Here is a 16068-nt window from a genome sequence, read left to right on the forward strand (position 1 = left end):
CTGAACTTGAAAATAGAAAACACAAGCATTGGCATCTTGTTTATCTAAACGAAAATAATGACGTACCAAGCGAATATAGCGTTGATACTACAACTTTAGAAGATTGGATAATCGGTAATCAATATAGTCATCTCAGGTTTAGCGATCTGGTTGGTTGGCTCAAAGCGTGTCAAGTAGAATGCCAAAATCATAGTGTCAGTGAATTTATTGCACAGCTAACTAAGTTTATTCAAAAACAGTTTATGGGAATAGAAGATATGAATGAAGACAACGCAATTTTAGATATCATTAAACAGAGTGCAGCCACTATTGATGCCAGTATCAAGGTATCTAACACTGTAGATCGAATGAAGAAAGAGCTGATAGCTAAGTTAAAAATAGATTTGTTAGCAAAATATAAAAAAACTGATTACGAATTAGATATTAGTTATATCGGCGAGGGCAGAAGATACGAACAGGTTAGATTCATAATTCCTGGCTACGATATGGGTTGGGTTTGCTTCGAGTTTGATAATGCAGGGTTTGATCGTCCAATTTTAGGAATTAAGTTCACTTCTGTAGAAGCCGCGAAAGCGTGTCCACATACAGAAAATATGAAAACGGTACTGAATACGATGCTGACTGATGAAAAAGTGAGCTCTTCTGCTCAATGGCCTGCTTACTATTACTTTGATCCGCAGGATTGGAAAGGTTCGAGTGAGGCATGGTTAATGATAGATGAAAGCACGATGGCAGATAAAATTTTGGAAGAAATGGACACAGTGTTTCAGATTTTAAATGATAACCATTTATTGAATGAAAAGTTCTAATTATCAATGAGTATAATCATGAAGTATCAGCTCGACAACTCGCAAATAGATGACACCCCCTGTGCCGCTTTATATCGACCAAAAATAGAGTATTTTCTACCAGCTATCATTGGTTGTTTTATTATGAACGATGAATGGAATGAGCAGGCACTATTTGAGCTAAAACAGAAAGTAAAGGCTGATATTTTAGTAGGCTTACAAACAGATGATCATGACCATGAAAGCTTAGATATCGTAGAAGCAGTTATTAAGTGTCATCCTGAGGAAATAAATGATGTCGTTGAACTGCTTGATGTAACTTCTGCAAGCACTATTATCGGCATAGATGCGGTAGATATTATAAACTTACTTGAGCGTGGCAATTCATTCCAGTTTGTTCACACAAGCGCTACAGGTGAGGTTGAGTTAGATGTGGTAAAAACAGCTACATACAAGCTAATTGGCCAACTTGAAAAAACTCATGATACTAAAGGGGTTTTTGTTGGTATGCAGAGCATGCAAAGTTTACCAATGGAATCCTTGGCTTATATATCAGATGCTATTGAAGAATGGTCATCTGCTGACGATGCGTCCATTTATTATTGTTCCAGTATGACTAATGAGCCTAACTCGTTTCATTTAAAAGTGATATATATTGAGGATTGAATAGGCTATGTGATATCACGACATAAATGGAAATATATTTGGCTATACAGATGCCTTGTTGACTGATGATAAAGTTAACGAAAACCAAATCGTCATGCATACGAATAGACTTAGCGCTTTGAGTGAGAGGGGTTGATTATGTCAGATAAAAACCTCAGTTTTTTTAGCCAAAAGTAGATTTGATTATTTATTTGCTAATAAAGTCACTTCTCCACATAGCATGCTCACATACTGCACAAAACCAACTCTCTTTTGCCCGTATATAGCGATATCAGCAGGTACTTCAATTGGACAGGCGCTACCACAATACTCACAGCAAACATCATCTAAGCAAGCATAGCATTGGCTTATAGTTTCAAACAATGTTTGCGAGCTAATATTATATTTTTGACAAAGCATACGTACATAATCTACATAGCTGATTTTATGATTATAGGCCCAATAATCTTTACAGACCCGTTTGTCCCAAGCATTTTGTGTCATGCTCCATTCAATTTTGATGCCCACAATATACTCCTTTTTAATGGCAGAATGACTATGATTAGCGTCACATTTTTATAGTCACTATATCTATTGAACAAGTCGCCCCCATCATAGTTAGCCAGTTATTGAGCAGTAAGATGAGTCTATGACATAATAGAGCGTTAGTCAGCACAAAATAGTTTTTGACGGAAACTTAGTTATTGCCAACGAGTATTATTTTAACAGAAAAGTAGTCACTGGCAAGTATTTTTTACTTACCAATAAGGATTTTATTGTGATTTCATGTAATCTACCAGTGCTTTTAGCGGAAAGAAGATTGCGAGTTGCAGATTTAGTAAGAATGACAGACATCAGCAAATCAACGCTTCATAGAATTTATAACGATGAGACAACTCGCATAGAATTCGATACCTTGAGTAAGTTGTGCCAGGTATTAAAAGTCAGCCCAGGGGATGTTTTAAAGTATGTTCCCGATGACAATGAAGAGAACTAAGCTTGATAGGAAGGTTTACTGATATAAGATGTTAACCTCCTCACCCAACTAAAATTGAAATTTCAAAATACTCTTTAGCCTTTATTAATCACGGGCTGAAGAGTATTTTTTTGTCTAAAAAAAATGGTTATGAATCAGTATTTGAGTTATCCAAAGATACAAATATAACAGCAATATTAAAGTCTTTACAATCGATAAGTTATAACATATCATAATTATTATAATTCACTATTAATGATATTAAAATGAATGGTATTCATCTAAAGCCTACTCAGAAGTTTATAACTTTCAGTAAATATAATTTGGTTGTTCATCAAGATGCGCAAAAGGCATTGTTGATATGGCATCAATTTAGGCCAAGAATAGCTAATATAAATATGGCTAGCTTGGATGATTATTATCGCCCACCACTACGTTTGGTCATTGGTAAAGATTCGACTTATTATTTTTTTAATGAGTTTAGAAGGTTTGATGAAATTTTAATAGAAGAGACCAGTTCACGTCAGCCTTGCTTAGTTGCCGCTGAAAGCCTGAGAGATATTAAGCGCTTAGCTTGGAGTGAGGTTGTCGAGCTGGCCTTCTCAAGGGGAATTAATCATCCTGAGTTCCTAAAGGCTTTAAGCTCCAGCGCATCAAAAAGTATTATTTGCGAGCTCATGAATATTGAGCGACTGACGGTAGACAGTTATTGTAGGTTTGCTGGTATCAGCCAAAGTGCTTATGAGTATCAGCAGTGTAAATTAGCCAATGATGAGGCGATGCTGGGTCTGCCCAAAAATCTGAATTGGATGGACGCCTCTTATGGGTCACACTAAATTATTTAATGATGTGATCGACAGGCGAGTGTTTGATAAGCTTATCCCAGTAGGTTCACCACATCACATACAAATGTCTCAGCTCGTGATTGATGTGATTAGTCTGGTGCAAGATTCTGATATTGATTTATTGCACTCAATATCAGAATCTAATTTCGCAGACTTTACTGGCATAGACTGCACTGAGGTAACGACACAAATCATTCGGGAAGGTAAAACTGGAGAGTGGGCAGTCAGCTATATGCTAATTGTCTTTTATCAGGCGTATGGTGCGATAGACGTTAAGAGTAATGCTTGGCGGTTTATGAGCGGCTACTTAAAAGTGATATTTATGATCACAGTACGCCATGACAAGCACTTTGCCAAAATAGATAAGCTTGGCGTACGGGTTCGAATGGCGCTAAGACTTCTGATCCGCAGTGTGAGATTCTCGACCAGTTAATCAGTATTCACGATCAGTGCGATAGCTTGTCCTCATGCTTATCTTATATCAGACAATATGAAGTAAGCGTTAAACAGAAAGAGGCAACAGGTAAAACAGCGAACCAATATCTTGGTAGTAAAATAGGGCAAATCAGGCTGGCTTATGAGGTGGTAATTAATAATAAAACCTTTGTTGGCAAAACTTATACTGAGAGTACTAAACGCGTAAAGTCGGCTCAAACCGTCATCAAGACATTAGTGGATACTGACAATGAGCCAATACAAAGTATTGTGTTTGGTACGAAACAATCAAAAAAAGCACAGTAACGTGGCAATCGCTGAAAATATTGCTGATGACGACGAAGTACCTTTGCTAGACAATGACTTTAAGCCCGTCACACAAATTGCTAAATCCTCTGAGCTGCAGCAATGGCGATTGAAAAATAACCATCAACATGCCCGCCGTAATCAATTTCATTTCCCAACCAATCATCGTCAGCTAAGCATTACCGGATACCAAATGTTATTCGCCACGCTTTGGCAACGCTTTATGAGTGTTGATAAAGAAAGTGGCACTGGGTATGTCGTCTTACTACTGTCACTATTAAGTGGACTTAGTATTGATAGCATCATTGCTGATTGGCAATGCAGTCGCAGTCAACGGCAGTATTTGGTCTATGACCGTGTCCGTAAAGTTAGTAGCATTGCCATCACGATTGATGTGACGACCAATACTCGAAGTCATCTGCTTGCCCACAGACAAAGCTATGGCAGTACCTTTTATCGTGCAATTCCTGAAGCTTTACAAGTTATGCTTGAGGATAAAATTACCGTTTCATCCGATACTGTTAAAGACGCTATCTCTTATGCTAAAGATCTACTTAACCTACCAGCACTGAGTCCGCAGTATATTGAAGCAGGCCTATTTATCCTCATCAAAAACGAGATTAATAAGCCCTTATATGCTGATCTGATCACAGGTGTTGATGTACGGCATAGCTCCTCGCTGTATTACCTTAGCACTAAAACGGTAGAGCTAGAGCAAACTTATATAAAAGCGGTAGAGCTGATAACTGAATATTGCAATGATGAGCAAAAAGCACTTTTAATAGATGAGTGTAGCGTACCGATGAACGGGCATAGAAGCCACATTGGTAGTGATATGGCACTAAAGACACAATGTGCCAGCAGTTCTTTAATCAACTGGCTGTCAGTGCCGAGAGCTTTAATGGCAAGCTAAAATCCAACATGGATCGCTATATTTCGCAGTTTAATAGCTATAGCATTTGGTTGTGGCATATTGTTATGATCCAAACGGGTATCCGGCCAGTTAAGCACGCACCCGGCTTGCTACACCAGTTTGACTTTCATCGGTGCATGTTATGGGTGTCTGACAAAGAAGAGCGTCATGCGCAGTCTGATGGCAGGCTCATTCCTCTTAGCAAGTTTTTAATAACGGCTATTCAAAATTACATTATTTATATTAAGCAATTTGCCGCTATCTATAATTCATTATATCCAGCAGCGCGTTATCCCATCAATGACATCTTGCAATCAGAACAACCCCTCATTCAAATTTACCAAAGAAATCCAAAAGGCTTTGCCCGTATTACGCCAAGCCGAGTCCGCTATCAGTTGCAAGACTTTTTTAGTCATCAGGATAACTGGCTACGTCATCAGCTGAGGTCTATGCTCACAGCGCGTGCCTGACTATCTGATTTGTGCGCTTTACGGTCACGAACATGCTGATCAGGAATTTATGCACCCGATGTCATCAGGCTTTATCAATCAGCTGCACCAGATCAGCCCTCATTTAGATGCGATCGCTACAGATCTTCACTTAAAACAAATTGAGGTTCATCTATATGGATAATATAAGTGCTCATAAACTGCGACAGCTTAATAGAGAAGAATCCAAAAAAAGTGTTAAGCGTGACGCTAAAAAAATTAATCGAAGAATATATCAATCAAAATTCTATGCAGCCGCCTTGTGAGCTGCAGCATCACTACGAAGCAATTAATCAGTTACTAGAAGTGACGTTCGACACCGCTCAAAACTTCCAATTGGCGCGGCGCGGGTTTTTAGAGTTTGTTCGTGATTATAATAAAACCCATCAGATATATCTGAATGAGCCTGTGGTACCGATACTGGCAACTCGTGAGCGCTTGACCATTAACTATGATTGGTTTGTGAATGGACGTGCTGTGGCAGACAGTAGCGCGACAATGATAGAGGTTTGGCAACGAAAACGGCGTTTCTCAGTAAACGACTTGGTTGAGGGATTGCTGTATTGCAGCATTATGTCTGGTGGTATGAACGATATTGAGGTGCTAAGAGCGCTCTATGATTGGCTGTTTGGTGAGCGCCGTATGTATAAAATTGACATGCCAGCAACTGATGGAAAAAGTAGGGCAGAGTCATTGGTTGTGATACCGCTTAGGGTATGTGACGATAATTATGGCTGCGCGGCTGATGAGAGTGAAAGCTTACTCCGTTTTGTTGATTATATTCCTGATGATATGAGTTTGTGTTTTTTATATGCTCTAAAGGATAAGGAGTTAAACACGGCCAAGATAAAGCCATTTAATACCATAATTAACGACATCTCAAAAACGCTTAAACTCACTAATAAGGATATCGATCGCCCCCAGCACTCACTGCTCATCAAATATGCCAACTATCACTGGCGGCAAATAGAAGGTAGCCTGATTGATGGTGCGCTTACTGTGGTAAAACAAGGTGATATAAAAACCACGGGGCTGCCGACTGAGAAACTTATTTATTATAACCAAGAAACCATTAAGCCAAATCTTGAGCCACTTGAGTGGTCTGAGTTGTTTGATGTCAGTTATCAGACGGCAGGGAAATCACAAGACAAGAGAAATACCACAGCTTATCCAAGCTTTAGCAAAAACCTGATCAAAGAGCTGCAAGACGCGCTCAAACTGACCAGAGTTGCTGCTATCTCTACTATCACAACATTAAAGACAGATGCTAGCCAGTCTAATGCGCAGCGCTTGCTTAGTTGGACTCTGTCGTTGCTCGGTGATAAGAGCATTAGACTAAATACTATCAGTAAATATGTGGGCTGCATTGGTCGCGACTGGCTGATGCTGACAATGGGTGAGGATGTTGATCAGTGGCAGGGCAATGACTTTGAAGAAGTTTATGAGCAGATTATTCAGAGTAAGATGAAAGATGGTCGTAAGTTGTCTGTACTGAGCAAGTCGTCAGAGTTTGAAGATGATACGTCTAGTGGTATAGATAATGATAACAATACTGCTATTCAATCGCTATCTCATCTTGATCGCCTAAAAGACAGCCAGAAATTTACTTATGGTCGTCTGAAAGCATTTCATGATCATCAGCGTACGCACTTTGACGCTCCCTATGTTTATTTTCCATGGGGTAATAATCGTCAAGTAGTTAAAGCCAATATGATATCACCGCGTGTCTATCATGTGATGAAAGAGTATGTGCAGTTATCAGAGTTGGAGGTTGATCAAAAGCGGCTTTGCTTGATTGTACTAACACTCGCTTATCGCACTGGCATGCGTATTAATGAAATCATTGGTATTAAGGTTAGAGACATTACGGATATAGGTGTCATCAATGGTCAAGTGGTTGAAGCGCCAAAAATAATTCTCAAACCCAATCGGTATCGTAGGCTCAAGAGCAGTAGTGCCAAAAGAGCAATACCGATAGACAAGCTTTTCAAGACTGAAGAATTACAACTGTTCATCGCATTCTATTATCAACAAAAAAAAGGTTGAAGCGCCGTTATTTATTCTCACAAGGATCAGGTGATCAACCACTAGCATCTATGTTTTTCAGTAATATGATGAAAATTATATGGGATAGATTGCTGGTTACGCATGATTTCACCTTTCATAGCTTTCGGCATACTGCGATTAGTCAATTGGCACTAGTATTAAGCAGATCGCCACTAGCGCAGGTGATGACGGATTATGATAAAGATCATAGCGCCGCTATTGTTAGCGCCGTGCTTGCTAATAATAAAGAAAAGGGAATGTGGTTTGGGCTGGCTAGCTTTGCTGGTCATCTAACGCCAGATACTACGTTTGAATATTACATCCATACCGCTCATTTGCTGGCTGGCTGGCAAATGAGTCAAGCCAAGCTTGCTATGCCTATAACTGTATTTGAGATGGTGACAGGTATTGGTTATCAGACAGTAAATAGACAAGATGGCAGAGCTTATAGTCCTAGCACTAAACAGGTTCATCTCGATAAGATGCGTGGCTATTTAATTAATAAGGTTGCGGGCAAAGAGTTTCTATTTTCTTATAACAGCACTCCAGCTAATACAGCTTGCCAGCAAAACACACAAAATGACGCAGTAGATATTCAGCCGTCTATATTTATTCATCCTAAAGTTTACGATGTCATTGCGCTGTTAGAAGAGCTGCAAAAAATAAGCGTTGATAAAAGAGCTGAGCGGTTACCAGAGGTTGCACTAAGGCATGGGATCGCTATAAACGAAGCTAGACAGATTTACGATAGAGCCAGTCAGATTTTTACTGATGGTAGGTTGCTTTTGAGTGCCCCAGCGGGACATAAAAACCAAGAGGTTTTAGTTAAGGCACTTGATAGTGCGTATCAGATGTCAATTGATGAGCCTGCTAGACTGAAGTCGTTTGTGAAAATATTTACAGGTAAACAGAACTTAAGTACTTCATCAATTCATTTTGGGATTAAAGAGGCCCAGATTGAGATGCTACAGCATTTCGTGACAGTAGGTTGTCAGCTGATTGATGCCAGTTGTTGGCAGATTAGAGCGCATAGTGAGCAAGCAGTAAGAGATATTAAAAAAGAGCTAGGGCTCGATAGATTGATACGTATTGGTGCTCGTGAGAGTTTTCATGGTCATGATGTTAGGGTAATACAGAAAAAGTGTAAGCGGTCTGATAAGAATTTAGCTATGACAGGCAATTATTATGCTTCATCGGGTGTACTTAAATATTTGGGTTACTTACTGATGATATTAGTTAAATATTAAGGCAAAAGTGATTTTTTTATTTAAAATTGTCTTTCAGGTACAAACAAAGGTATCTTCTATAGGGTTAAATTATTATTTTAAGTTCTAAAATCAGTTGATTGAACCTATAAAACAGCTACCGTTCGTCGTAAAGTTTTTTTCACATCTTATACGAGTTGATATGATGTCTATAAGCATCAATCACCTCATACATAATCTAAGTGTCTCTAATCAAAGAGTCGTTAAAACCCTGTAGGTGTGCATTAGTATCAAAACTCTCTTTTAAAATTGATAAAACTTACCAAATAATTACTAGGATGAATTTAATGTTAAGAAGTACAAAATTGCTTTTTGCAGTATCAATACTCGTATGGGGTTTTCCTTCTATCTCTAATGCTGCCGTCACAAAGTACGGTGTAACTGTATCTGAGTGCGATTTTGATTATGAGAATGAAAAATTCTGTACAGATGATCGACTAAAGAGCTATGCCAATGTTCTACAAACTGGTGAACCCAACTTCGATGGTGATAAAATACTTTACCTTTTTGAGACTAATGAAACAGGGTTTGTTGGTCAAAAACCTTATCGTTTAGTTGTGATTGATACTAGTACAAAAACCGTGCATCCCTTTGGATATGCACTTTCACCTGCAAGTGATTCTTATGGGAATCCAGTTGCTGTGAACAAAGCGGGCGCTATTGTTGAGTTTGATTTCAATATTGGGTCTGACCGTTTTTGTTTCTCTGGAAATATTGATGCCTATAGAATGTCTGATAATTATAAGCAAGGCAAACCTTTCTGTTTTAAGTTTGACAAGACAGAGCAAGAATTGGTAAGAGAGTATTACTAAAGCATCCATATTTTCTTAATATCCCCCTATAGTTTTTGAAGCCACCCTAAATGAAATGTTTAGGGTGTTTTTTTATTTAAAACAGGCTCAAGTATTTTCATATTATATTATGATGACGTGTGTCAATAATGTGACTTGAGTAAGGCATGAAAATAATATAAGTTGAAAAGCTTTCACATAATTTGCTTCAATCTGTAGTATGAGCTGACCAATTGATGTAGGCTATGCTCGACAATTAGTGCTCTGATAAAAGAAAGACACAAGCACTTATTTGGGACTTACCTACGTGAGTTTTTTTTGTTATCTAAAAGTTGAAACTGTCAGGTTCGACTGTACTACCAATCGCGAGTAACTAGAATATGAATGTAAAAGATTACGTTGGTGATCTAATCGGAGCAAGTTTGCTGATTACTGAGTCGCGAATCATTGCAGGTTATCTATTAAAGGATTTATCTGATGATGAATGGAAATCACTTGTTATCGAGCAAAACATCCTTCAAAAGAGATCAGCACAGACAGCAAGCCGCTATACGAAAACGATTCGCCATCGTGTTGGAGGGCTTGGTGACGACTTTATAGCATCGTTGCTTGAGTCTACTGAGCGTGCCTATATTCAGCTATTAATGGCAGCATTGCTGATTAACTCTCCGATAGTAGCTGACTTTATGCGATTAAGTCTTGCTGAAGCGCGCAGAACCTACAAGCCTACATTGGCGTCTGATGCTTGGACTGAGTTTTATGACACACAGATACGTGTATATCCAGAGCTAAATAAATTCTTTGAGTCCACTATTAATAAAATGGGCAATAATGCGATTAAGTCATTAGTAGATAGTGGCTATCTAAGTACTAGTCGTAAACGTCAGATCCAACCTGTTTACCTGCTACCAGAAGTAAAAGAATGTCTTATAAGCATCAATAGGGAAGACTTGATCGATGTTATGGAGTGCACGATATGAATGCGCTTAAGAGACGGCTGGATTTAATTCTTGAACGTATAGAGAGCTCAAAATTCTTAAAAAACGATGGTTTGGGTAACGAGATTGGTTTTTGGATCTTCGATTATCCAGCAAAGTATGAATTGGTGGTACGAGACCACCTTGAGCATATTACTGAAAAGTTAGATAAGCGTGATTATCGTTTTGTTCATCTAAATATATTTACAGTGCTTATTGATATGCTTGAAGATCGCGGCTTATTTGAACGTGCCTGCTTACGTGAACAGCAAGTGGGTGTTGATAGTTTACGTAAAACGCTAGCAGGGCCACTTAGCCAAGATAAGGTGGCTAAATTTATTGCCAATAAATATCAACCCTCTGAGCTGGATTTTGTATTGTTATCAGGCTTAGGAAGCGCATGGCCTTTGGTTAGAGGTCATGAGCTGCTTAGCGCATTACAAGATATCATGGGTAGTACCCCATTGGTTTTGTTTTATCCTGGTGAATACAGCGGAAGAGATTTATATCCTTTTGGCATGATTGAATCCAAAAACTACTATCGCGCTTTTAAATTAGTGTCTGAAAGTGGCAAATAAAATTTATCAATGATAAGAAATAAAATAGAGAGCCTACTAGATGAATATTGAACAGATTTTTTTCAAAACAGCTGACTCGTGATATCAATGGCGTTGTCAAAGCTGAGCAAAAAGATAACGACAGTATCTATGTTGAGCTAGATGAGTACGTCATAACGCAAGAGCTTAATAGGCATTTTCGAGCGTTTTTTTCCGCTTATGCGCCTTCTGTAGATCATAGTGGTTCTGCTATGTCTGGAAAAGTCGGGGTTTGGATTTCTGGGTTCTTTGGCTCTGGTAAGTCACATTTTCTAAAAATATTGTCATACTTATTAGAAAATAAGTCAGTAGAGAAAGATGGTGAAGGCCGGCAAGCCTTTGATTTTTTTAAGGACAAGATTACAGATACTGCTTTATTAGCAGATATTAAAAAGTCTGTTAGCAAAGATACCGATGTTATCTTGTTCAATATTGATTCAAGAGCGAACACCGAAGATCGTGAGAATGCTATTCTTAAAGTATTCTTAAAAGTATTCAACGAGCGTGTGGGTTACTGTGCTGACTTTCCTCATATTGCACATCTAGAACGCGAGCTTGATAAGCGTGACCAATACGATTCATTTAAGGCCAAGTTCGCTGAGTTAACCTTATCTACGTGGGAAGAAGAGCGTGATGCTTATGACTTTTACCGCGATGAGCTATCAGAAGCTTTGGCTCATGCCAGCGATCAGTCCAAAGAGTCTGCTAAACACTGGTACAGCAAATAGAGAATAACTTCCCACTCGATATCCAAAATTTTTGTAAGTGGGTAAATGACTACCTAGATAGTAGTGGCGACCGCAATTTATTATTTATGGTCGATGAAGTGGGGCAGTTTATTGGTAAAAACACCCAAATGATGCTTAAGCTGCAGACTATTACTGAAGACTTAGGGACGTACTGTGGTGGTCGTGCTTGGGTAGTTGTTACATCACAGGCAGATATTGACGCTGCTATTGGCGGGATGAGCAAAGGTGATGGTCAAGACTTCTCTAAGATTCAAGGTCGCTTTAATACTCGTCTGCAGTTGTCTAGTTCGAACACCTCTGAGGTTATCCAAAAGCGTCTGTTATCTAAAACAGATAAGGCTCATGAGCAGCTCACAGATATATTCGCTGAAAAAGGCGATATCCTACGCAATCAGTTAACTTTCGATAAGACAACCACAGCTGATCTAAAAGGCTATACCGATAGCTTATCCTTTGTAGATAACTATCCCTTTGTCCCTTATCACTATAATTTGGTTCAAAAGGTCTTTGAATCTATTAGGGTTAAAGGGGCAAGTGGTAAGAATCTGGCCATGGGTGAACGCTCTTTACTAGATGCGTTTCAATCTGCAGCAAAGCAGATGAAGAATAATGAGCTTGATGTGCTCGTTCCTTTTCATAGTTTCTACGCACCTATTGAGAGTTTTCTAGAACCAGCAATCAAGCGTACTATTGATCAAGCCTGTGACTCAGAATCACTGACTAAGTTTGATCAAAATATCTTAAAAACTTTATTTCTGATTCGTTATGTCGATGTGGTCAAAAGCACTTTAGATAACCTCGTAACCCTATCAATTGATCGTATCGATGCTGATAAAATTAAGTTACGTAAGCAAATTGAAGATAGCTTAAATAGGTTAGAAAAACAGCTGCTAATCGCACGCAATAATGATGTATTTATATTTTTGACTAATGAAGAAAAAGAGATTGAAAACGAGATCCGTCAAACAGATTTTGAGATGTCTGAGGTATCGAATAAACTTTCGACTATTGTATTTAATGACATTCTTAAGAACAACCGAACCTACCGTTATCCTATAAATAAACAAGACTTTATGGTTAGCCGATTTTGTAATGGTCATCCTAAAGATGGTACAACCCTTGAAGATTTAGTCATCAAAGTCGTATCGCCACTAGATAGCCATTACGACAGCTTCTCTCATGAGCAGGCATGTATTGAGCATAGTCTGAAAGATAATGGCTCTGTACTAATCAAGTTAGATGAAGACCAGCGTCTATGGGATGATCTGACGGTATTTATAAAGACGGATCGCTTCTTAAAACAAAATTCAGGACAGCGGCCAGAGCAAGAGCACCTACTGCGTGAAAAGCAAATGGAGAACATGGCACGTGAAAAACGCTTAAAGGTGGGTTTTGAAGCATTATTTGCAGAAGCTAGTGTCTATGCTATCGGTACTAAGATGCCAAAAAAATCAGTGACACCAAGCGTTATCGTTGAAGAGTCCTATAAGTACATCGTTGAAAATACTTTTGCCAAACTAAACTTGCTAAATGTGACACCAGGTGAAGTGCTGCCTGAGCTACAGAAAGTATTAGTAGCAGATAATGTCGCCCAGCTAGGACTTGACCTTCAAGCAGATGAGTGCAACCCAGACGCCACTCGCGAAGTAGAGCAGTATGTTTCGTTCAGAATAGAGCGCAATGAGCCAGTTTATTTAAGTGATATCGTGACTCACTTTGGCAAACGTCCTTATGGCTGGCCTGTCAATGAGATACTACTGTTAGTCGCACGGCTTGGATTGGCAGGTAAGCTTGCGTTTAGTCTGCAAGGTAGCGATTTAGCACTTAATAGAGCGTATGAGCCGTTTAATAGTGTACGTAAGCGTGGCGACATACGAGTTAATAAAATTCGTCAGGTTAATGATAGTCAGGTTAAAAAAAGCCTCTAATTTGGTGAAAGAACTATTTTCCAAGACCTTTATTGGCTCTGGTGAAAAAGAGCTGTATGAACTCATAAAACAAGCATTAGAAAACTGGAATGAAGCGTTAAAATCTTTTCGCACAAAATCGCAAACAGGACATTTTCCTGGTAAGCCACAGATTAATGATGGGTTGGTATTGGTAGCGGGCATACTAGAAAAAAAATCGAGCTTTGAATTTATTGAGCGATTTTTGCAAGATGCCGATGCATTGGAATCGTTTGTTGAAAAATTTGAAGACCTCGATGACTTTTATGATAGTCAGTTTCACATATGGCAGTCCCTCTCTACTGCATTGAATGAGAGCTTTAAGGCGAATTTGCACGCGCTTGAAAAAAGATCCGCAAGCATCAAAGGCTCTACAAGAGCTCAAAAGCATTTATGACATGCCAGCGCCTTACGGTCAAATGCGCCGTATCAGCCACTCATTGAGCAGGTTAATAAGATTAACTTGGCTTTGGTAGAAAACAAGCGCGCTCACGCTCTTATTAGAGTGGATGAGCGCATTGAGCGTATTAACCAAGCGCTAGCAGAAGCATCGGCACCTGCGGATATTAGTAATAAAGCGCTGCGTCCCCTGCAGTTATGTCGAGAGCGCATAGAGAAGACTAACTCTATTCCGCAGATTTTCAGCGAACAGTCGGAAGCTGGAGATCATGAGGAAAATGCAAATGAGTTATTAAATGACTTTATCGAACAGCAACGTAAGCAGGTCGAAAATGAGCAGCGTCAGCGTGCTCTTGAGTATGAAAGACAACAGGCAGAAGCCGAAAAAGCAGGTAAGACTGTACCGCAGTCTGTACCTAAGCCCGTTATCCCTGCTCCAGTCGCCAAGCGTACCGTTACGATTGATCCTAAAAATGTCATGAAGCACTCAATATTGGGCGACTTTATCGAAAGCACTGCCGAAGTAGATGATTATCTATACGCGTTAAGAGAGCAGCTAATAGCTGCGGTAAAATCTGGTGATCGAGTACGGATTAAATAATAACTCATAATATAGATTGAGAATAGATATGTATCAAGCTGGTGGAACGATAAGAAAACTGCTAGATAAAGTTGCTGACGGGGAGTATTTATTACCTGCCATTCAACGTGAGTTGTATGGCAGCCTGAGCAGATTTGTATGCTTTTCGATAGCTTGTTGCAAGAGTACCCGTTTGGAACTTTTCTATTTTGGAAGATAAAGTCTGAGAATCGTGGTAAGTATCAGTTTTATAAGTTTATGCAGTACTATCATGAACGAGATAACCCGCATTGTGAAAGTATCACAAACTTACCAGAAAGAGAATTTGTCGCTGTATTAGATGGGCAACAGCGAATCACTGCATTGAATATCGGGCTTCGAGGTTCTTATGCTTGGAAACTCAATGGCAAGTGGTGGAGTAATAATGATGCTTTTCCGGTGCGCAAGCTGTATCTGAATCTACTAGCAGAGCCAAAACTTGAAACTGAATCCAAGTATGACTTTCAGTTCCTCACTGAGGATAAGGCTAGTCAGGAACAGCAAGGAGATTATTGGTTTAGGGTGGGTCGTATCATGGAGGAGGAAGAAGATTCGCTAATTGATGAAGTCGCGGATGATACTTCATTATCTCCTGAGCAAAAGAAACAAGCTCGCTCAACACTGCGCCACCTATATCGGACTATTCATGATAAGGATAAAATTTCTTTTTATGAAGAAAGCGATCAAAGTCTGGAGCGCGTACTGAATATTTTTATCAGAATGAACAGTGGTGGTACTACACTGTCTTATTCTGACTTACTGCTTTCAATTGCTGTAGCACAGTGGGGCACTTTGAACGCTCGCGATGAAATCCATTTCTTAGTAGATGAGATGAAGCGTATAGGCGATGGCTTCAATGTATCTAAGGATTTAGTATTGAAAGCAGGGTTGATGCTATCAGATATAGGTAGTGTTGGATTCAAAGTTGAGAACTTTATCAAAGACAACATGGCTGTCCTAGAGCAGAATTGGAAGTCAATACGTGAAGCTCTATTGCTAACAATGCAGCTACTGGCAAGTTTTGGCTTCAATGGACAAAATCTAAGAGCAACTAGTGCTATATTGCCGATAGCGTATTACTTGTATCATCGTAATCTAACGATGTCTTATCTTACGCGTTCTGAATATGCGGAAGATAGAGAGAATATTCGCAACTGGCTGATCCGATCACTGCTTAAAGCTTCCGGCATTTGGGGAAGCGGATTAGACACATTGCTTACTGCAATTCGATCTGATATTAAACAATTTGGTAATGACGGATTCCCTTTAGAAAAAAATTGAAGT

General features: G+C 39.2%; 18 protein-coding genes. 17 read left to right on the plus strand and 1 reads right to left on the minus strand.

Annotated elements, in window-relative coordinates; translation table 11 throughout:
- The coding region (locus TT11_RS05230; protein ID WP_261869363.1) for a hypothetical protein at positions 1-809 on the plus strand (809 nt) is incomplete at its 5' end.
- A gap of 18 nt (positions 810-827) precedes the next feature.
- Positions 828-1454, plus strand: a complete 627-nt coding sequence (locus TT11_RS05235; RefSeq protein ID WP_201579692.1) for a hypothetical protein — start codon at positions 828-830, stop codon at positions 1452-1454.
- Between the two features lie 183 nt (positions 1455-1637).
- Here the strand turns inward: TT11_RS05235 and TT11_RS05240 are convergent, their stop codons facing one another.
- On the minus strand, positions 1638-1961 hold the full coding sequence (locus tag TT11_RS05240; protein WP_261869365.1) for a hypothetical protein: 324 nt from the start codon (positions 1959-1961) through the stop codon (positions 1638-1640).
- 250 nt (positions 1962-2211) lie between these two features.
- On the opposite strand from TT11_RS05240, the gene TT11_RS05245 reads away from it, so the two are divergent.
- The 15 genes from TT11_RS05245 to TT11_RS05315 all read left to right on the plus strand — a co-directional run bounded on the left by TT11_RS05245 (position 2212) and on the right by TT11_RS05315 (position 16065).
- Positions 2212-2430, plus strand: coding sequence for a helix-turn-helix transcriptional regulator (locus TT11_RS05245; protein WP_201616621.1), 219 nt, complete (start codon positions 2212-2214; stop codon positions 2428-2430).
- Positions 2431-2675: 245 nt separating this feature from the next.
- Entirely contained in the window at positions 2676-3245 is a 570-nt protein-coding gene (locus TT11_RS05250) for a hypothetical protein (protein ID WP_261869368.1), read from the plus strand.
- Positions 3232-3687 carry a hypothetical protein gene (locus TT11_RS05255; protein WP_261869370.1) on the plus strand — a complete coding sequence of 152 codons (456 nt, stop codon included), beginning with the start codon at positions 3232-3234 and terminating at the stop codon, positions 3685-3687. Before TT11_RS05250 ends, TT11_RS05255 begins: the two co-directional genes overlap by 14 nt.
- A 252-nt stretch (positions 3688-3939) precedes the next feature.
- Complete coding sequence (locus TT11_RS05260) at positions 3940-4908, plus strand: hypothetical protein (RefSeq protein ID WP_261869372.1); 969 nt, start codon at positions 3940-3942, stop codon at positions 4906-4908.
- A gap of 8 nt (positions 4909-4916) precedes the next feature.
- Positions 4917-5378 carry a hypothetical protein gene (locus TT11_RS05265; RefSeq protein ID WP_261869373.1) on the plus strand — a complete coding sequence of 154 codons (462 nt, stop codon included), beginning with the start codon at positions 4917-4919 and terminating at the stop codon, positions 5376-5378.
- A gap of 222 nt (positions 5379-5600) precedes the next feature.
- Positions 5601-7442 (plus strand): hypothetical protein, encoded by a 1842-nt coding sequence (locus TT11_RS05270; RefSeq protein ID WP_261869375.1) that lies wholly within the window; start codon positions 5601-5603, stop codon positions 7440-7442.
- A 353-nt stretch (positions 7443-7795) separates the two neighbouring features.
- A complete protein-coding gene (locus tag TT11_RS05275) occupies positions 7796-8689 on the plus strand; it encodes a hypothetical protein (RefSeq protein ID WP_261869377.1) in 894 nt (297 codons plus the stop codon).
- Between the two features lie 305 nt (positions 8690-8994).
- A complete protein-coding gene (locus TT11_RS05280) occupies positions 8995-9519 on the plus strand; it encodes a hypothetical protein (protein WP_201579696.1) in 525 nt (174 codons plus the stop codon).
- 359 nt (positions 9520-9878) lie between these two features.
- The gene (locus TT11_RS05285) at positions 9879-10478 is read left to right on the plus strand and encodes a DUF1819 family protein (RefSeq protein ID WP_201579697.1); all 600 of its coding nucleotides are present in this window, start codon (positions 9879-9881) and stop codon (positions 10476-10478) included.
- The gene (locus TT11_RS05290) at positions 10475-11053 is read left to right on the plus strand and encodes a DUF1788 domain-containing protein (RefSeq protein WP_201579698.1); all 579 of its coding nucleotides are present in this window, start codon (positions 10475-10477) and stop codon (positions 11051-11053) included. The genes TT11_RS05285 and TT11_RS05290 overlap by 4 nt, the downstream gene beginning before the upstream one ends.
- Before the next feature lie 47 nt (positions 11054-11100).
- Positions 11101-11799 carry a hypothetical protein gene (locus tag TT11_RS05295; RefSeq protein WP_261869379.1) on the plus strand — a complete coding sequence of 233 codons (699 nt, stop codon included), beginning with the start codon at positions 11101-11103 and terminating at the stop codon, positions 11797-11799.
- Positions 11800-11819: 20 nt separating this feature from the next.
- Positions 11820-13748, plus strand: a complete 1929-nt coding sequence (gene brxC / locus TT11_RS05300; RefSeq protein WP_261869530.1) for a BREX system P-loop protein BrxC — start codon at positions 11820-11822, stop codon at positions 13746-13748.
- 4 nt (positions 13749-13752) lie between these two features.
- Positions 13753-14163, plus strand: coding sequence for a hypothetical protein (locus TT11_RS05305; protein WP_261869380.1), 411 nt, complete (start codon positions 13753-13755; stop codon positions 14161-14163).
- 66 nt (positions 14164-14229) lie between these two features.
- Positions 14230-14766: a hypothetical protein gene (locus tag TT11_RS05310; RefSeq protein ID WP_261869382.1), complete on the plus strand. Its 537-nt coding sequence runs from the start codon at positions 14230-14232 to the stop codon at positions 14764-14766.
- Positions 14767-14904: 138 nt separating this feature from the next.
- Positions 14905-16065 carry a DUF262 domain-containing protein gene (locus TT11_RS05315; protein ID WP_261869383.1) on the plus strand — a complete coding sequence of 387 codons (1161 nt, stop codon included), beginning with the start codon at positions 14905-14907 and terminating at the stop codon, positions 16063-16065.
- Positions 16066-16068 lie beyond the last annotated feature (3 nt).

Origin of the sequence: Psychrobacter sp. JCM 18901 (genome assembly GCF_000586435.1) — a bacterium.
In the GTDB taxonomy this organism is placed as follows: Bacteria; Pseudomonadota; Gammaproteobacteria; order Pseudomonadales; family Moraxellaceae; genus Psychrobacter.